Annotated in this window: 17 protein-coding genes; 9 read left to right on the top strand and 8 right to left on the bottom strand. The window is 38.8% G+C overall.

Annotated elements, in window-relative coordinates; all coding sequences use genetic code 11:
- The first annotated feature begins 109 nt into the window (after positions 1-109).
- Positions 110-691, top strand: coding sequence for a chromate transporter (locus ACQ7EO_RS05700; RefSeq protein WP_434279117.1), 582 nt, complete (start codon positions 110-112; stop codon positions 689-691).
- Positions 692-697: 6 nt separating this feature from the next.
- On the top strand, positions 698-1,216 hold the full coding sequence (locus tag ACQ7EO_RS05695; RefSeq protein WP_004823357.1) for a chromate transporter: 519 nt from the start codon (positions 698-700) through the stop codon (positions 1,214-1,216).
- A gap of 160 nt (positions 1,217-1,376) precedes the next feature.
- Here the strand turns inward: ACQ7EO_RS05695 and ACQ7EO_RS05690 are convergent, their stop codons facing one another.
- Positions 1,377-1,850 carry a hypothetical protein gene (locus ACQ7EO_RS05690; protein ID WP_434279116.1) on the bottom strand — a complete coding sequence of 158 codons (474 nt, stop codon included), beginning with the start codon at positions 1,848-1,850 and terminating at the stop codon, positions 1,377-1,379.
- 149 nt (positions 1,851-1,999) lie between these two features.
- Between ACQ7EO_RS05690 and ACQ7EO_RS05685 the strand changes: the two genes are divergently transcribed.
- The 3 genes from ACQ7EO_RS05685 to ACQ7EO_RS05675 all read left to right on the top strand — a co-directional run bounded on the left by ACQ7EO_RS05685 (position 2,000) and on the right by ACQ7EO_RS05675 (position 5,484).
- Complete coding sequence (locus ACQ7EO_RS05685) at positions 2,000-2,578, top strand: DJ-1/PfpI family protein (protein ID WP_434279115.1); 579 nt, start codon at positions 2,000-2,002, stop codon at positions 2,576-2,578.
- A 196-nt stretch (positions 2,579-2,774) separates the two neighbouring features.
- Positions 2,775-2,963, top strand: coding sequence for a hypothetical protein (locus ACQ7EO_RS05680; protein ID WP_004823360.1), 189 nt, complete (start codon positions 2,775-2,777; stop codon positions 2,961-2,963).
- A 280-nt stretch (positions 2,964-3,243) separates the two neighbouring features.
- A complete protein-coding gene (locus ACQ7EO_RS05675; RefSeq protein ID WP_434279114.1) occupies positions 3,244-5,484 on the top strand; it encodes a TonB-dependent siderophore receptor in 2,241 nt (746 codons plus the stop codon).
- 97 nt (positions 5,485-5,581) lie between these two features.
- Here ACQ7EO_RS05675 and zigA read toward each other — a convergent pair whose 3' ends face one another.
- Entirely contained in the window at positions 5,582-6,808 is a 1,227-nt protein-coding gene (gene zigA / locus ACQ7EO_RS05670) for a zinc metallochaperone GTPase ZigA (RefSeq protein WP_224964042.1), read from the bottom strand.
- 305 nt (positions 6,809-7,113) lie between these two features.
- On the bottom strand, positions 7,114-7,872 hold the full coding sequence (locus ACQ7EO_RS05665; protein WP_434279113.1) for a D-Ala-D-Ala carboxypeptidase family metallohydrolase: 759 nt from the start codon (positions 7,870-7,872) through the stop codon (positions 7,114-7,116).
- Positions 7,873-7,982: 110 nt separating this feature from the next.
- On the opposite strand from ACQ7EO_RS05665, the gene folE2 reads away from it, so the two are divergent.
- From folE2 to ACQ7EO_RS05645, 4 genes are all read left to right on the top strand, one after another.
- A complete protein-coding gene (gene folE2, locus ACQ7EO_RS05660; RefSeq protein ID WP_056518025.1) occupies positions 7,983-8,885 on the top strand; it encodes a GTP cyclohydrolase FolE2 in 903 nt (300 codons plus the stop codon).
- A gap of 51 nt (positions 8,886-8,936) precedes the next feature.
- The gene (locus ACQ7EO_RS05655; protein ID WP_434279112.1) at positions 8,937-9,497 is read left to right on the top strand and encodes a carbonate dehydratase; all 561 of its coding nucleotides are present in this window, start codon (positions 8,937-8,939) and stop codon (positions 9,495-9,497) included.
- The gene (locus ACQ7EO_RS05650; RefSeq protein WP_434279111.1) at positions 9,487-10,842 is read left to right on the top strand and encodes a dihydroorotase; all 1,356 of its coding nucleotides are present in this window, start codon (positions 9,487-9,489) and stop codon (positions 10,840-10,842) included. The genes ACQ7EO_RS05655 and ACQ7EO_RS05650 overlap by 11 nt, the downstream gene beginning before the upstream one ends.
- A gap of 251 nt (positions 10,843-11,093) precedes the next feature.
- On the top strand, positions 11,094-11,507 hold the full coding sequence (locus ACQ7EO_RS05645) for a MerR family transcriptional regulator (protein WP_004717464.1): 414 nt from the start codon (positions 11,094-11,096) through the stop codon (positions 11,505-11,507).
- A gap of 250 nt (positions 11,508-11,757) precedes the next feature.
- Here the strand turns inward: ACQ7EO_RS05645 and ACQ7EO_RS05640 are convergent, their stop codons facing one another.
- The 5 genes from ACQ7EO_RS05640 to ACQ7EO_RS05620 all read right to left on the bottom strand — a co-directional run bounded on the left by ACQ7EO_RS05640 (position 11,758) and on the right by ACQ7EO_RS05620 (position 18,813).
- Positions 11,758-12,996 (bottom strand): NADH:flavin oxidoreductase/NADH oxidase family protein, encoded by a 1,239-nt coding sequence (locus ACQ7EO_RS05640; RefSeq protein WP_434279110.1) that lies wholly within the window; start codon positions 12,994-12,996, stop codon positions 11,758-11,760.
- A 210-nt stretch (positions 12,997-13,206) separates the two neighbouring features.
- On the bottom strand, positions 13,207-14,037 hold the full coding sequence (locus ACQ7EO_RS05635) for an alpha/beta fold hydrolase (RefSeq protein ID WP_004717468.1): 831 nt from the start codon (positions 14,035-14,037) through the stop codon (positions 13,207-13,209).
- A 421-nt stretch (positions 14,038-14,458) separates the two neighbouring features.
- Complete coding sequence (locus ACQ7EO_RS05630) at positions 14,459-14,947, bottom strand: hypothetical protein (protein ID WP_434279109.1); 489 nt, start codon at positions 14,945-14,947, stop codon at positions 14,459-14,461.
- Positions 14,948-15,274: 327 nt separating this feature from the next.
- Positions 15,275-16,468, bottom strand: a complete 1,194-nt coding sequence (locus tag ACQ7EO_RS05625) for an LLM class flavin-dependent oxidoreductase (protein WP_096734857.1) — start codon at positions 16,466-16,468, stop codon at positions 15,275-15,277.
- A 17-nt stretch (positions 16,469-16,485) separates the two neighbouring features.
- Positions 16,486-18,813, bottom strand: a complete 2,328-nt coding sequence (locus ACQ7EO_RS05620) for a TonB-dependent receptor (protein WP_434279108.1) — start codon at positions 18,811-18,813, stop codon at positions 16,486-16,488.
- Positions 18,814-18,906: the final 93 nt, after the last annotated feature.

Genomic DNA, 18,906 nt, shown 5'->3' with positions numbered 1-18,906 from the left:
CATACTTTTTAGGTATGAATAACAGCAAAAATAGCATTTTTCTTTATGACTCAACAAGCAGATAATCATATTCAAGCCAAGTACATCACAGCAAATTGAAGAGGTCTAAATGAATATTGAAGCAATCCCAATGGAACAGTCCATGACCACACCGAATTGCAAAGCATTATTTTTAGGCTTTATGAAACTTGGCCTCATGGGATTTGGTGGGGTACTCCCTCTCGCACATCGTTTAATTGTAGAGGATCAGAAATGGTTAACATCTGAAAAATTTACCGACTTGTTGGGTGTCTGCCAAATCTTACCCGGTGGGAATATTGTAAATATGGCAGTCGCGATTGGTTATGATTTTGCTGGAGTAAAAGGTGCGATTAGTGCGGTATTTGGTCTTATGCTGGCTCCGACCATTATTGTTATCTCGTTGTACCAGCTATATAGCAGCTTTCAAGATATCCCAATGGTGCAACACATGATTCAAGGTTTAGCTGCCGCTGCTGCGGGTCTACTGTTTGCTACAGGTTTTAAGATGTTAAAACCAATCATGAAAAGTAAGCTGACCTATTTCACCATTATCTTGACCATTATTTTTATGCTGTTGATTAAATTGCCCTTGGCACTGACGCTGTTGATTTTAATCACCGTGAATATGGCAGTTTTAGCATTTAATCAAACTAAAGTGACTCAGGAGTAAAATAAGATGTATGTTCTCATTGCACTGACTTTAGTGTTTACTCAACTGTCTTTATTGGCCTTTGGTGGCGGGAATGCGATCTTACCTGAAATGCAACATCAGGTGGTTGTGATCCACCAATGGATGACTGCTGAGCAATTCAGCTCTATGTTTGCAATGGCGCAAGCTGCACCAGGTCCAAACATGATGATTGTTCCCTTGGTGGGATGGCATGTCGCAGGGCCTATGGGATTGATCGTGACGTCTTTTGCAAAGTTTGGTCCGTCTTCAATCATCACCATTTATGCACTTAAATTTTGGAATAATTTTAAAAGTCATCCACTTCGGGCGAAATTTGAAAAGGCGTTAAAACCTATTACAGTCGGTTTGGTTTTAGTCAGTGCTTGGATTATTGCCCAAGCCTCTGCTCAAAATATTTTACTGATTGCAATCGTCGCCATCACTATTTGCCTAAGTTTGTTTAAAAACGTTCATCCAGTTTGGTTAATGGTGATTGGTGCTGGTACAGGTGCTTTAATTTTGTAGATATTGATCAAGACCACCTACACAGGTTCATTCATAAAAAGTCTGTCAAGACATCTCCCCCCCTCAATGCCGTGTATCACACAAAGCAAAGAGGGAGAAAACTTATAATGTAATCTGAGATTTAAATCGCGATCGTTCTATAAAGCTTAATTTATCTATTTTACTGCTGGTTTTCTAAATCACGTTCACGACAAGAAAGCTCATAATATTCTGCTGTTGGTAATGCTTTCAGTTTAAAACCATAATAGTTACTGGCATCTGATTCTACTTTGCTTAATGAACACTGGTTGGTTTTGGCAAATTGAGTCAAGAGTTTCATATCACTCTTCTTAGCTAAAACAGCTCCCCAACCCTCACTGACACAACATCCAGCATACTGTGTCATATATTCGTCTGATAGCAGTGCAACCGTTTGTCCCATAAATTGAAGCGGTTTTTTTAATTTATATACATCATTATAATCATTTCTTGAAATATCCGGTTTTTTATTGATTAGCCCCTGCTTTTGCATCTTTTTAAAGCTTGGAAACTGTGCAGATGCCTCGCCCATTCCTCTATACACTGTTTCTTCTACCGCAGCATGGCTGCTCATGGTAGCCGCCGCAATCACTAAACCCAATAGATACTTTTTCATATTTTTCTCATTCATCACTGAATACAATTTTTATTACAGTTAAGTCTGTTAAATTAAGACTAAAGCCGTATAAATTCAACTTAAAACTGCAACTAGAGCATGCTATTTTACATGAAATAAATCATAAAATTTAAACAAAAGGTGTAAAAATGTCTAAACAAATTCTAATGTTAGTGGGTGATTATGTTGAAGATTATGAAACCATGGTTCCTTTTCAGTTCCTCACTGGATTGGGCTATAGTGTTCATGCAGTCTGCCCTGATAAAAAAGCTGGCGATACAATTGCAACGGCGATTCATGATTTTGAAGGTGAGCAAACCTATAGCGAAAAGCGTGGTCACAACTTTGCAATTAACTATGACTTTAACCAAGTCAACAGCGAAAACTACGTTGGATTAGTGATTCCGGGTGGCCGTGCACCTGAATATTTACGTATGAATGATCGAGTAATCGAAATTGTTCGCGAGTTTGATGCGATTCAAAAACCAATTGCCGCTGTTTGCCATGGTGCGCAACTGCTTGCCGCAGCCGATGTATTAAAAGGACGCTTATGTTCCGCTTATCCTGCATGTGCCGCAGAAGTTAAACTTGCAGGTGGGCAATATGCAGATATTGCAGTCACTGAAGCAGTCACAGATGGACACCTGGTAACAGCACCTGCATGGCCAGCACATCCTGCTTGGTTAGCCCAATTTGTTAAAGCGCTTGGTGCAACGATTACTTTATAAAATTTAAAACTGTCTAAGCTAAGTTTTCCGCTGAGAGAAAACTTAGCCTTATACAACAGTGAAACTTTAAAAATGTTTAGGCTACATAAAGCCCCATCAATGTTGCGTTTTTTAACGCTGTATCTCAGCAAAGCGTTTTGCGCTGTGCAATAATTATTTATAGAATTTTATGTTCAAACAATAGGTTAGTATCAAAGTGGAAATCATTGAATTACTCCAACCCGTTACCTTAAATAAAGATAATTTAGAACCAATTACTATTGAAACTGGGACTTTATTAAAGGTACTGATGGTAAACCCATCCTCATATCTTGTTGGTGATGAATCAGGTATTTCTTTTCTGGTTAATTTTTCAGAAGAAAACCGACAATGGAAAAAAATATAAGCTTTCAATTCGAGATCAGAATAAGGTTCAGTCAATAGTTAATCACAATGATAAATAAAATATAAACTTCTTATTTTACAATTTATTAGTGTAAATTTACACCCAAACATAACACCCATATTTCACAACTTACACTTAAAAATCATATATTTAAATTAAAAAAACAACTATATCTTGTATTTATATCACCAATAAAAAGTTTAAAAATTATGTTCTATTTGTATCTTTTTGTATTCTTATTGATAATAATAACGATTCTTATTTACCAATTTCTATTCTTATGGACAATCTACGTAAACAAACGGCATTAAACATTGCAATAAAATCAATTCTTATTTGCAGTGCTATTTCCCATAGTGCTTTTGCACAAGAGCAAAAAAGTAATGAAGCGAATACTTCAGTACTCCCAACCATTACAGTTAAAGCAGATGCTCAGGATGAAAAAACTGAGGGAAGCGGAAGTTTTAAAGCAAAATCTTCAAGAAGCTCATCAAAATTAAAATTATCTTTAAAAGAAACACCACAATCTGTAAGCGTCGTCACCCGTGAACAAATTGAACAACGCGGGCTGACCATTCTGGATGATGTTCTTGCCGCAACACCAGGCGTTACCGCGACTAAAAATGACAGTGAACGTTCTAACTACTATTCCCGTGGTTTTCAAATTACCAATAGGCAAATTGATGGTATGCCTGTAGGAGACAATGCTCCCCGCTTTGATAGTTTTTTCTTTGACCGAGTTGAAGTGATCAAAGGTGCTTCTGGCTTAACTGGTTCAACAGGCAGCCCTTCTGCAACCATCAATATGGTGCGTAAGCGTCCTGAAAAAGAGTTTAAAGGCAATGTCAGCTCAACTTATGGCTCATGGGACAATACCCGTGTAGAAGCCGATCTATCCATTCCACTGACTCAAGATGGCAGTGTTCGAAGTCGATTCATGGCAGCGTATACCGATAAAGAGTCCTATATGGATCGTTATAAGCTCAAGTCCACAGCCGCAATGGGGATTATCAGTGCAGATTTAACCCCAACAACAACAGCCTCAGTCGGATTTCAATATCAAGACAACGATCCTAAAGGCTCAACGTGGGGTACAGTGCCATATTTCAATGCTGATGGAAGCAAAGCAAATTTTCCGCGAAACTTTAGTTTATCTGCGGACTGGAGTTCAATTGCTAATACCGATAAAACCGTTTTTGCTGATATTGAACATACTTTTGCCAATGACTGGCTGGTTAAAGCAGCGATTGCCCACAGCACCTCGGATAATAGTTGGATGGTGGCTTATGGTGGTAGTGGCTTTCCAGACCCAAGCACAGGAAAAGGGCTGAGTCTATGGACCAGTGTTAGCCCTTATGCTGAAAGTAAAAAACTCAATATTGATTTGTATACCACAGGGCCATTTCAGTTGTTAAATCGCCAACATGATTTAATTATTGGTTATAGTGGTTTTAAAAGTGAAAATACCTCATTGAGTGTAAAAAGCAATCTCGAGTATCCGGCAGCTATACCTGATTATCGTAATTGGACAGGTAATATTCCAAAACCAACCTATGAGAAAACTGGAGCTGGAAGTACCAATACCACAGAGCTTTACGGGGTATATTCAACTTTACGTTTAAATCTAGCTGACCCGCTTAAGTTAATTTTGGGCGCACGTTATAGCTCGTATGATTACAAAGTCGATAAATGGAATCCTAATGCCCCTGTTTCTCCTACAAAGCCACGTAACTTTGATCAATTGGTGCCTTATGCAGGGATTTTGTACGACATTAATGATACTTATACAGCCTACACCAGCTACACCAATGTATTTAATCCATCCACTAGACGAGATCGTTTCGGCGATTATCTAGATCCTGAAATGGGAAGCACTACAGAATTAGGGATTAAAGCAGATCTATTGGATGGTAAGTTATTGACCAGTGCTGCTTTATTTTGGTCAAGTGTCAAAGACCTTGCGGTAGAAGATGTTGAATATCGTGAAGGTGTAAAAAATGGCACTATTCCAAAAGTAGATGAGATGGATACTGCATATATGTCATCGGGCAAAGGACTGAAAGTCAATGGCTTTGAGTTAGAAGCCATTGGAAAGTTACAGGAAAATTGGAATCTTAGCTTCGGCTATACCTATGTAAATAGCGTAAGTTCTGCAAATGCCAATGCTTTAAGCAATATTCCTCAAAACCAAGTAAAGTTATTTAGTAGTATTACTCTTCCAGAAAATCTTTGGACAGGTTCAGAAAAGCTAACATTAGGTGGTGGATTGAATTGGCAAAGTGAAATTTCACAAAAATGGGGAGGAGCTCCTGCAAATGCCTATAACGGTGGTGTAGTCACACAAAAGGCCTATGTATTGGCCAATGCTTTTGCCAGTTATAAGTTAAGTGATGAGCTGACTGCAAGTGTGAATATCAATAACTTATTTGATGAAAAATACTATTTAAATGTAGGTTTCTATAATGGTGTTTATTGGGGGGAACCACGTAATGTGACTTTCACCTTAAGAGCTAAATTTTAATAAAATATAAAGCCAAGCATGAGCGTATAATTAAAAGCGCTCATGCTTGTAAGTATTCTCAGCAATGCTTTGGCTGAATTGAACGAATCATAATGAATTAATGGCTAATGATAGAATCAGTCCATCCACTAAAAGGATTTTCAAACTCTTGCCATTTTTCTGCCCCTAACGCCATTTCATCATCGTTTAATAAACAATCATCAAATTGACGAATAAGTTCAGATTGATCCATCTGCATCCCAATCAACACGATTTCTTGTCGTGCATCACCTGTTTGAGCATCCCAGCTTTGTTGAATTGCATCTCGACTTTGTTGATCCGTAGGCCAATGTTCGTCTGGCACTGCTGCCCACCAATATCCAGCAACACCATGGCGTGCCATCGCCCCTGCTTGTGACCAAGATCCAGCAAATTCGGGATTTGAGGCTAACCAAAAAAAGCCTTTGGAACGGATTACGCCTTTCCATTCGGAGTTGATAAAATCAAAAAACCGTTGTGGGTGAAAAGGTCTGCGCGCTCGATAAACAAAATTATTGATTCCATATTGCTCTGTTTCAGGCGTATGCTCACCTCTTAATTCCTTTAACCAACCCGGAGCTTGTGCCGCTTCGTTAAAATCAAATAGCTGGGTATTTAACACCCGATCAAGATTCACCTTGCCAAACGCAGAAACTTCAATTTTTGCTCTTGGGTTTAAAGACTGCAAAATTCCAAATAATTTTTCCAGCTCGTCTTGATCAATCAAATCTGTTTTATTCAATACAATCACGTCACAAAACTCAATTTGATCAATCAGTAGATCAACAACATTTCGCTCATCTTGTTCACCTAATGATTCACCGCGCGCTTGTAAGCTATCCAGCGAACTATAATCTTTTAAAAAGTTATAAGCATCGACCACGGTCACCATAGTATCTAAGCGGGCAAACTCATTGAGAGAAATCCCATTTTCATCTTCAAAGGTAAATGTTTCTGCAACAGGGAGTGGTTCAGAGATCCCTGTAGATTCAATCACCAATTGATCAAAACGCTGATCCTGTGCTAAACGACGCACTTCAACCAGTAGGTCTTCTCTTAAGGTACAGCAGATACAACCATTACTCATTTCAACTAGCTTTTCATCCGTCCTTGAAAGCTCAGCACCACCCTCTCGAACTAAAGCGGCATCAATATTGACCTCCGACATATCATTCACAATCACTGCAATTTTTCGGCCTTCGCGATTGTTTAAGATATGATTGAGTAAGGTGGTCTTTCCAGCCCCCAAGAATCCAGAAAGCACGGTGACGGGAAGTTTTTGCGGAGTGGCTAAAAGAGTATTCATTGGCATTCTCACTTTATATTTTTGTGTTTTCATATCGAGATCGACATGAAAATACTGACTGAATAACTCCAAACAGATTTCTTTAGAGTTAAATTTTAGCTGTGCTTGCACATACATTTTCAACACTGCAATTTGATGATTCGGTTTTAATCATTCGGTGATGATTACAGCGTTTTTCAAGATCCTATAAATCTAAGCTAAGGATTAAAAAACATCAGAATTTAGATTGTTTAGTGGCAGATAAACATGTGTCGCTTGAATTTCTCGTATTAAAAGTTGTCTGATGTCACGGATGAAATTTGACTTCATGGCGATTCACTCACTTTTTTATTGTTGCCAATTAAAGCGTTATTGATACATGGTGATGAGCTATAGCGATGGTCTGCACCCCAAGTACGAAAACCTGCACTATCAATATGAATCTGTCCTGATGCATAGACGCCTAAGCCCATGTGAAGTTCCTCACCAGAATCCAGCCAAAATTGACATAATTTTGCTTTGCGCTCTTGAATCATCAGCTGTTGGTCTAAGTCCGGATTTTCATCACCAATACGAAAATCTAATGCAGCATTAAAAATATGTTTGGATGAAGCAGCGCCTTTTGCACACTGATTAAGCTTGAAATTTCGATAGACAGAAGTCACGCTAAACTGGGTTAAAATTTTTTCATCCACAAGACGATTTAAAATTTTTAATGTTGGCACAATATTGCCCCACAGCTCTTGTGGCGGAACTTCAAATTCAGATGCATCACATTGTTGCCAATCTCTGGCTGTTTGTAAAAATTCAAAAGTAGGAATATAAGCAGAAATACCTTGTTGCTTTAAAAAGCGCTGATAAGCCTGAACTTTTTCAGCATTTTCCGGCTCACTGAGCCATTTTAAATAAGCAGGCGGCAGATTTTTTTCTTGTTTTAAAATACCTTGCTGCTGAGGAAAGTCTGCCTTTAATGGCACTTGTGGTGACGCTTGCTGAACTGTACGCATAGCATGAATTGTATTTGAGTTGTTTTGACTACATGCAGAAAGGCAGAGTATGAATCCGATCAAATATTTTTTGTTCATCTCAATTTGCAATGATCTCATAGCGTAAATTTAACTCAGATGAGTAGTGTTGATTAATATTGTTATGTTATAACATAACAATATGTATTTCAACTTAAGCTATTCCCCCTATGAATCTTGTTCTTCCAGATGTTTCTGCTGAATCCTCACTCACAAGAAGCTATCACTACCCGCTCGATTGGGTCGGTATGGAAAAAATCGCGCTTCCGCTTTATCTCGAAAATAGTCTTTGTCAAAGCCAAGTGAATGCTTATGTCAGTTTGGATGATGTGTTTGCCAAAGGTATTCATATGTCGCGCTTGTATACGCGACTTTTGAAATTGAGCACGATCAAAAATTTAGCTCTACTTGATATTAAAGACGCTTTATTAGATTTCTTAGCCAGCCATAAAGATTTATCAGCACATGCCAAAATCGAAATTCATAGTGAGCTTTATATCGAGCGCCCTGCCTTAGTCAGCCAATTGTCTGGCTGGAAAAGCTATCCTTTTGTGTTGTCCTGTCAGCTTTTAAAAGATGATTTTTATGCTGAATTAAAAATCGAAATTCCCTATTCATCTACTTGTCCTTGTTCCGCAGCACTTGCCAGAAACATCATCCAACAAAGATTTGCAACCGCATTGGAAAATCATGAGATTCACTTAGACCCACAAGAAATCCTCAGTTGGCTAAATAGCACAGATGCAATTGCAGCAACGCCTCACAGTCAAAGAAGTTTTGCTCAGTTAAATTTCAAATTAGATCAAAACATTCAGTATATTCCACTGATTTTATTTATTAATCAGGCTGAACAAGCCTTGATGACACCCGTACAAACGGCGGTAAAACGTATCGATGAACAAGCCTTTGCTATTGCGAATGGTCAAAACCTGATGTTTTGTGAAGATGCATTAAGACGCTTGTATGCCACATTTATCCATCATCCCAGCATTCTAGGCTTTAACTTTAAAGTGATTCATGCGGAAAGTTTACATGCTCATGACGCAGTTGCTCAGGGCGCTTGGCAATGGTAATGCCTTATCCTAACCACCCTCATTGTTTAACTTATTTAAAATGGTCTAGTCATGCTTAGAAAAAACCCATCTGGAGATCTCCCTGTTATCGATCAATCAGCCTATGTCGACCAAACAGCGATTATTTGCGGAAAAGTCATTATCCATGCCAATGTATTTATTGGGCCTTATGCAGTGATCAGAGCAGATGAAACCAATGACGCGGGTGATATGGAACCCATCATTATTGGTGCAAATTCCAATATTCAAGATGGAGTGGTGATTCATTCCAAAGCGGGGGCAGCAGTGATCATTGGTGAAAATTCTTCAATCGCACATCGCTCTATTATTCATGGTCCCTGTGAAATTGGACATCATGTTTTTGTTGGCTTTAACAGTGTGTTATTTAATTGCAAAGTGGGTCATCACAGCGCGATTCGTCACAATGCAGTGGTTGATGGCCGTGATTTACCCGATCATTTTTATGTGCCTGCAATGAGTTATATCAACCCTAAAACTAATTTAAAGCAATTTCCGCCCATTGATATTTCAATCAGTGAGTTTTCAGAAAGCGTTGTCAGTACCAATATCAAACTGGTTCAAGGCTATAAGGCATTGCACAATGAGTTTTAAAAATTCACCCAATCTTATTATTCGTAATGCCAATATTGTCAATGAAGGCAAGCAGTATTATGCAGATGTACTGATTCGACATGGACGGATTGAAAAGATTCATCCCAATATTACAGGGGCTTATCATGCGAAAAATATAGATGCTGAAGGTTCGTGGTTAATTCCTGGCATGATTGATGACCAAGTTCATTTTAGAGATCCCGGCGCAGCGCATAAAGGTAATATTGCTTCGGAATCAATGGCAGCAACGATTGGTGGAATTACCAGCTATATGGATATGCCAAACACCAATCCAGCCACCTTAACCCTAGACGCTTTGACCCAGAAAAAGCAGATTGCAAAACAACATAGTCGGGCCAATTATGCTTTCCATTTTGGAGTCAGTGCGCATAATTTAGATATTATTGAACAGCTTGATCCCAAATCAATCAGTGGTGTTAAAGTTTTTATGGGCGCTTCTACGGGTGATATGCTCGTCGATGATCCTAAAGTTTTGGAACGCTTATTTGCAAATGTTCCAACAGTTTTATTGACCCATTGCGAATTTACCCCTGCCATTAAAGCGGAAGAAAATTTCTATTTTCAAAAATATGGGGAAAATATTCCAGCAGAAATTCATGCGCAGATTAGAAATAAACATGTCTGCTTTGATAGCTCAAAATTAGCTGTATCTTTGGCCGAGAAATATGCCACACAGTTGCATGTTTTACATATCACCACCGCGAAAGAACTGTGTTTGTTTAAAAATCTGCCTTTAAATCGAAAACATATCACAGCAGAAGTGTGTATCCATCATCTCAGTTTTGATGATGCTGATTATGCTACTTTGGGCCACTTAATTAAATGTAATCCCGCGATTAAAACTCAGCAAGATAAAGATGCTTTGATTAATGCCCTTGCGAATAGTAATCGCTTGGATATTATTGGTACTGACCATGCCCCACATACTTGGGATGAAAAACACCAGTCATATTTTTATGCCCCTTCTGGCCTGCCTTTAGTACAACATGCGTTACCTGCACTGATGGAGCTAGTTACAGCAGGTAAACTGAGTATTGAAACACTGGTTCAAAAAACTGCACATCAAGTGGCAGACTTATTTAGGATCAAAGACCGTGGTTATATTCGAGAAGGTTACTGGGCTGATTTAGTGATCCTTCGAGAAAATCAACAGCACATTGCAGTGAAAGATCAAAAAAACTATATGAAATGCAATTGGACACCATTTATGCATAAAACATTTGCTTATGAGGTCAGCACTACAATTGTTTCGGGGCAACTTGCTTGGCATCAACAACAGCTGTTTTTGAATTGTCAGGGACAACAACTTGAAATTAATCGTTAAAATTGCACGTAACAAATAAATGGCATGAATTTATTCCAAACCTTTGATATTTAACTGGATCAGTTTCAATATCATTCATCGTGAAATGTTCTCATGATTTTAATTCAATGAGAAAATTTCCATCGAAAGGACTCCCAATATTTAATATTCTTTTAAACCTGATTGACCTCAGCTTTAACGTTATTTTTCATCTTGCTTTTGCCAGAGCATAAGTCTAAAGTTAACTTTAATGTTAAATGGAAGTCAGTAAAATGAATATTAGCGAGTTATCCAAACAAAGTGGTTTGAGTACCCCAACGATTCGTTATTATGAACAAATCAAACTGCTTCCTAAGGCAAAACGTAAATCTAATGGTTATCGTGAATATAGCGACAATGACCTCAAACAATTATTTTTAATTCAGCAAGCGCAACAAGTTGGATTTTCATTGGCTGAAATCAAAGCTTTCCTGCCTTCAAATGTAGGTAAGTGGGATCATGATATTCTGATTGGATTACTCGAAAGTAAAATCAAAGACATTGAAGATCTGGAACAAAAGTTGTTGATCAGTAAGCAAAACCTACGCAGCATGATCACTGCAATCAATAGTAAGCCTGACGAAATCACCTGTGAAGAAAATGCCAACCGTTTACTGAATCTTTATTATGCCAATGATAAATGTTAAAAATGTCCATGTTATCGGAAAATCATAAAAGCGATTGAGCTTAAATCTCACTTTAAGCTCAGGATTGTGCATAGGTCATTGATAAATTATCTATGATGTTCAAACATTGGAGTCTGCAAAACTGCTTGATCAGTATTCTCATCATTACTTTAATCGGTGATCATACCTAAGCATCAGGGAAATCCTCTTTGAGCCACAGCCGCAGTACAGTCTGTCAGATCTAATCCAACATCTGAACAAAGCACTGTACTTAAGCTGAATGTGAATACTCACGCATACGTTTTTTATACTGACGTGTGCGGCATGTGGTTTCTGTCTGTTGTAATATCAAGGCCCATAAAGGTGAAACCTTAGGATTCGATTTTTTCCCATGACTGAGTTTCTGTAACTGGAATTTGACTGTTGCCATATTGGCAAGTGAAGCTAAGGTTTTATTTTCCCAGTGAATCGGTTTCAATTCAGGTGCGATATTCTGACCTTGTTTCCATGCATTGGGTAAGTTAGGGTCGATTGCTAAGGCTGTTGCAATCCCTACCATATCGATCCCACTGTCAATGACTTGTTCTGCAACGGGTTTGCGACGAATACCACCAGTCACCATAATCGGCATATGGGCAACCTTGCCAATCTCTTGAGCAAATTCTAAGAAATAAGCTTCACGTGCCAAAGTCCGTCCATCTCTGGCTTGGCCTTGCATAGCTGGTGCTTCATAACTGCCACCTGACAATTCAACCAAATCAACCGACAGATCATTTAACATTTTAACCACTTGCTGCGCATCCTCAGCACTAAAACCACCACGTTGGAAATCGGCAGAATTCAGTTTGACAGCAACTGTAAATGTTGATGACACCACCGCACGTACTGCTTTGACGATCTCAATCAAAATACGCGCACGGTTTTCCAATGAGCCGCCCCATTGATCTTGACGTTGATTGCTTAAAGGCGAAAGGAACTGACTGAGTAGATAACCATGAGCTGCATGAATTTCTACACCAGTAAATCCCGCTTTTTCACCCAAACGTGCGGTATTGGCAAAACGTTGAATCACTTCGTCAATCATGGCTTGAGTCATTTCAATTGGAGTATTAAAACGATCTGACATTTTACCTAAATCTAGAGCCACAGCAGAGGGGGCCCATGTTGGCTGACCTAAATTTGACTGCATTTGGCGGCCTGGATGGTTGATCTGCAACCATGCTTGCGCGCCTTGAGAACGTGCGATTTGCGCCCAACGTTTGAAATGCGCTAAATGCTGTTCATCTTCCAAGACCACACCACCCGGTCCTGTCATCGCACGACGATCCACCATCACATTACCTGTAATGATTAAACCGACACCACCATCTGCCCATGCCTGATACAAACGCATGAGCTCTTCTGATGGTGCATGATTGAGATCTGCCATATTCTCTTCCATCGCAGCTTTTGCAATACGATTTGGAATCTGAGTACCATTGGGTAAAACTAATTTTTCAAAGACGTTCATTTTTATAGCCTCATAGAGTATGGACTTACTTTAAGATTAAAGTTCACTTTAATGTCAATCCTTTTTTCGCATTTAATTTTTATTATTTTAAGAACTAATTTTATTCAAAGACTTACATCATAATAAGATAATAACGATCTGATACTTTAATAAAAAAAGAGGCCGCAAGGCCTCTATTGATATTCTGTTTTTAAATCAAACGACAACTATTCACTCGCGAATAAACGCCAATAAATCTGGATTAATCACATCGGCATTGACGGTTAACATACCGTGTGAATAACCTTTATAGGTTTTTAATCGGCCATTTTGAACCAGTTTGGCAGAAAGTACCCCTGAGTTTTCATAAGGTACAATTTGATCATCATCCCCATGCATGACTAAAACAGGCACTGAGATTTTTTTCAAATCTTCGGTAAAGTCAGTCTGTGAAAATGCAACAATTCCATCATAATGCGCTTTTGCTCCCCCCATCATGCCCTGTCGCCACCAATTCAATACCACGGGTTCTGAAGGTTGAGCATCTGGTCGGTTAAAGCCATAGAATGGCCCCGCTGGTAGATCATGATAAAACTGAGCACGATTTTTAAAAAGCTGATTCTGTAAGTCATCAAAGACTTCTTTGGCTAAGCCTTGCGGATTTTTTTCCGTTTTCAGCATAATTGGAGGTACAGCACTGACCAATACGGCCTTGGATACATTTTCCTCACCATGACGTGCAATGTAGTGAACAACCTCACCACCACCAGTGGAGTGACCAATATGTACTGCGTTTTTAATGCCCAAGTGTTTGACCACTTCTGCAACATCATCGGCATAGTGGTCCATATCATGACCATCCCAGACCTGACTTGAACGTCCATGTCCGCGACGATCATGTGCAACCACACGAAAACCTTCATTTAAAAAGAACAATAACTGAGAATCCCAGTCATCCGAGCTTAATGGCCATCCATGATGAAAAAATAATACTGGGGCATCTTTCGGTCCCCAATCTTTATAAAAAATATCAACACCATCTTTTGTCGTAACATATGCCATGTTAATTTCTCCTGTGTATGATTTACACTTTGAATAACTTATTGCTGTTCTCATTCATGTCAGTAAATTACAATGTTTGATACGATTCGTATGGACCGTCATTCTATACTAAGGTTAAAGTTAACTTTAAGGTCAATGCTTTTGGTGATTTTCTGATAGCAGAAATGTAAATCTATAAAAAATAAAAATACGCAAATATCAGGATTTATTATTGAAAGAAAACAGCTTTATTTTTTTATATAGGATTGTTGAGGCTTTATGTCGTTACATGATTTAAACCATTACAAGTTTTCTGTTTAAAGCTTCAACGACAACCCAAAGTATTTTTATTAAGATAAAAATGGATATAAAAAGCCAAGACTGGTTTAAAAATCTTGGCTTTAACCTGTTGCAATGGGCTTAGACAATATGAAGTTGGTTTTTATTTCTTTTTAGGTTTCAATATTTTTCGCAATAATTTAACCCATAAACTCCACTCACTATTTTTCTTTTCAGCTGTAAAATGATTCTCAACTTTATCAAATGCATCTTCAATATAGGCATCGTGCAACCAACGAATTGCTAAGGCCCATTTTAAAGTCGCTAAACCTGTTGTTTTCATATCAATAATATGTGAAATTTCTGTTTTGTTGGGTTCTAATTCATTAATGCTAAATCTGTGAAAACCATTAAAACCTGTTAAGTCAAACTGAAAAGTGATTGATTTTTCGGGCTGATAATCTGCCACAGAATATCTGATTGGTCCATGCCCACCTTTTGAACCCACACTTAATCCCTTGTCCAACTTCATGGCTGGCCATTTGTCTGTTGCTAACATCAAATCATTATCTGTTGACAAAGTCCTGAATAATTTAGCAATTTCAGCCTTTGATTGCTGAATTTCTCTTTTATGGATATTGATTACTTTCATTTTTCCTGCTCAATGGTCATGTTTGTTTGTCAGGTTATTGTTGTTGATAAAATGAAGCACAACTATCAAATATACGAAACTGTGTAAAAAATGCAAGTAAGCATTATTATTCACTTATTTACTTATAATCAGTATAGCTCTTACGAAATTAAGCTTCGGAATGATTTTTAAATGTGGTTAAGCTTTATCAGGCATCAAACTTTGATCATTGCATAGAAAGAAGAGTATGAAAATCAAGTTTACACTGCCACGCTTTGTATTTTTTTATTGATATAAAAAAGCCAAGATTGGTTTAAAAATCTTGGCTTTAACATGTTGCAATGGAAGTTAGGCGATACGATATTTTGCCTCTTCAGGAATACGCTGTAATGCCTGACGCTGTTTTTTAAAATAAGGTAAAACATGTTCGCCAAGGCGATAAGCTTCTTCTAAATGTGGATAGCCCGCCAAGAAAAACAGATCAATCCCAATACTGTTATATTCTTGAATCCGCTCGATAATCTGCGAATAACTTCCCACTAAAGCAACACCTGGTGGAATACCAATATAGCCAAAGCCTGACCAAACATTGGGATGAATAAAGAAATCATCGACGTTTTTACTGCCTGCTTTTTCACTATATTCTTTTTCAAAACTCAATACACGTGCCGATCTCAAACCTGCATGTGCAGCAGACGCATGTAAGCGTTGTTTTTCAGCAGCTTCATCCAAATAACGTTGTGCCTCTGCCAACGCTTCTTGTTCACTACGGCGTGCAATCGTATCAATGGATAAGCCGAATTTAATATTATCCCGCCCATATCTCGCAGCACGTTTGCGCACATCAGCAATCAATTCAGCAATTTCACTGGGTTTTTCAGCACGCATTAAATAATAATCAGCATGCTTCGCACCGAACTCACGAGCAGCTTCAGACGATCCTGCCGTACAAATGATCGGTAGTTCAGCTTTATTCAGAGGGTATTTTAAACCACCGCCTTCAGCAGAATAATATTTGCCCTGGTAATGGAATGATTCATTATACCAATACCCTTTCACCACATCTAAAAATTCAGTCGCACGGATATAACGGTCATCGTGCGGAGTAGCATCCCCAACTTGGCGCTGAATAACCTCAGAGCCACCGTTGATAATATTCCAGACCAAACGATTCCCTGTAGCACGCTGATACGTTGCTGCACTTTGTACTGCATTATAAGGACTAAAATGATAAGGCTGGAATGCAGTCACAAAGTTTAAACGCTTGGTTTCTCTTGCCAATAAGGAACACACTGTCCATGGTTCTTCACCTGTAGGTGCATTCACCATCAATGCGCCTGCAAAACCATTGATTTCAGCCGCACGAGCCACTTGGCTAAGATAGTCGATATAGGTAAAGTCATCACCAACTTGGTAATTCGATGTCGCACCAGTATTGTCTACACCCGCGACACGTGACCAATCACCACGATTGCGTGGATCACCTGCTAAGTACTCTGCTTCACCATGCAGTGGTAGACGGGTAAAAAATTCAATTCCCATGATGTTCTCCGTATAACTTAGAATTTAGCAGTCAAAGAAACACCAACTTGACGTGGGTTTCCATAAGTTAAAACATATTGTCCAGCGGGACCATTTGGACGGCCGTGTACTTGATATTCTTCATTCAATAGGTTTTTAACGTAAGCATTGACTTGGTATTTGTTATTTGCGCTATGGTAGCCAACATTGGCATTCCATAAGGTATATGCTTTTTGGCTTAAGATTGGATCTACCGAATAGTCTTGACGGTTTACAAGGAAAAATTCACGGTCACGATAGCTGGCATCTGTACCTACAACAACACGAGCACCATCATTGAGATTAAAGGTATATTCTCCACCCAGACCAACGGTGTATTTTGGCGAACGGACTAGACTGTTGCCTGTATTATCTGCATTAACTACATTGGTTACCGGGTTTTTATCGACGAAATCGGTATATTCGCTGTCAAGATAAGCACCAGCAAAACGTAAACGTAGATTTTCAGTCACTGAATAATCTAATTCTAATTCAGCACCTTTAACTTCAGCTTTTGGTCCATTGGCGAGAACCGAGGTCACCCCACCACCTTGTCCCTCTGTTGCAACCAGTAAATTGGTTTGAATATCTTTATAGTCATAATAAAAAATATTGGCATTTGCGATTAAATCTCCGTCCAATAACGTAGACTTTAAACCAAGTTCATAACTATTTAAGTATTCAGGATTCACGTCGGCAAGTTGGGTTAAACTGCTGGATAAACCAGTGTTAAATCCACCTGAGCGGAAACCGCGTGCGAATCTAAAATAAGTATTTAAATTAGGATTAATTTCATATTCTGGGGTGATGTCATAGGTCAACTCATTCCAAGTTTTATTGCGACTTGTTGACCCATTTGCATTTGGAGTTGGGTTATAAACTGCATTGCTATAGCCATCTTTTTTCCACCAACTGCCTTTTGTATAGTCTCCCGTTGTGATCTGAGTCAGATTGAGATCAATATCTTTTTCTTCACTGGTCCAACGTAAACCACCTGTCACTTTAAATTTATCTGTAAATTTATAGGTACTGTTACCAAAAAGTGCAAAGCTTTGAGTGGCTTGATTATAGGTTATATCTCTAAATGCTGGCGTAGACGCAGTTTGAGAAGCAGCGCCATTTGGCAATGTTTTATTGACACGTGCACTGACTCCAGTGGAATCTAAATCCTCATTGAAATAATGAAATCCTGCAATCCAGCTTAAGCGTTTTTCAGCATCAGAAGCGATGCGGAACTCTTGGCTATATTGACGCCATTCATTATCACTATAGCTTCGTGCGACATCATAAGGGGTGTAATCACCATCTGAAATCGACTTTTGTGTGGTCTTATCAAAAGCAGTAATCGAAGTAAAGCTATATCCGCCCCCCAAATCTCCAGTTAAGGTTAATGACGCGCCATCATGCTGAATCTTATTGTTTTCATCTAAATCTAAATTGGTGTCTCGTCCTTTAGGTCTTTCATAAATGCCCCAGTATTTACCCACGCTTAAGGAACCATTACTGCCTAAACCATTATAAGTTTGGCTGTGTAGATTGACCAAGGCATCCCATTCATCATTGATTTTGCCTAGCACTTGGAAGCGAAAAGATTTTTTATCCACGTTGCCATAATCTTCACCATTGGCAATATTCTTTGCATATCCGTCACGATCTTCAGAGTAAAAAGCCCCACGAACCGCAACATTTTCTGAAATTTTACCGTTTGCTGCGCCTTCAAATGTTCGCAGGTTATGATCCCCTAAACCAATGGTTGCATATCCATTGGGTTTATCTGAAAAATTAGGCTTTTTAGAAATATAATTGACTGTACCCGCGGTGGTGTTTTTCCCATAGAGCGTACCTTGTGGACCACGTAAAACTTCTATACGCTCTAAATCAAACAAGTCACCTGCACCTGCAACTGGCGCATTTAAATAAACCCCATCTGCATACACGCCAACAGGAAATACTGTCGATGCAGCCACATCTCCCGTACCTAGACCACGAATATACCAACGTGGACGACTATCCCCATCTGGGTTTTCAGCTGCAGCATTTGGTGTATAGGTTAAAACATCCCCAATAAAAGTAGAACCTTTCGCAGCCAAGTCCTTACCCGAAACAGCAGTAATTGCAGTTGGGACTTTTTGAATATTTTGCGCCCGATATTGTGCAGTGACGATCACATCACTTAATTTTTTGACATCTTTGGCTTTTTCAACCTGTGCTTGTTGTGCTGGTGTAGTCTCGATCTCGTCATTTGCAATAGCCAGTGTTGAAACACTCGCTGTTACGCCCCACATAGCAGTTAAAATACTCTGCCTAATTTTTGTAACCTTAAACATAGTGACTCCATTTAAATAAATCTATTCTTGTTATTGGCAACTTTTGTGCCATTCTATTTATTTAAATATTTTCAAAGTGTTATATAAAAAATC

Source organism: Acinetobacter sp. CE-15 (assembly GCF_051059255.1).
GTDB classification, from domain to species: Bacteria; Pseudomonadota; Gammaproteobacteria; order Pseudomonadales; family Moraxellaceae; genus Acinetobacter; species Acinetobacter guillouiae.
This window is presented reverse-complemented; position numbering and strand designations above follow the sequence as displayed.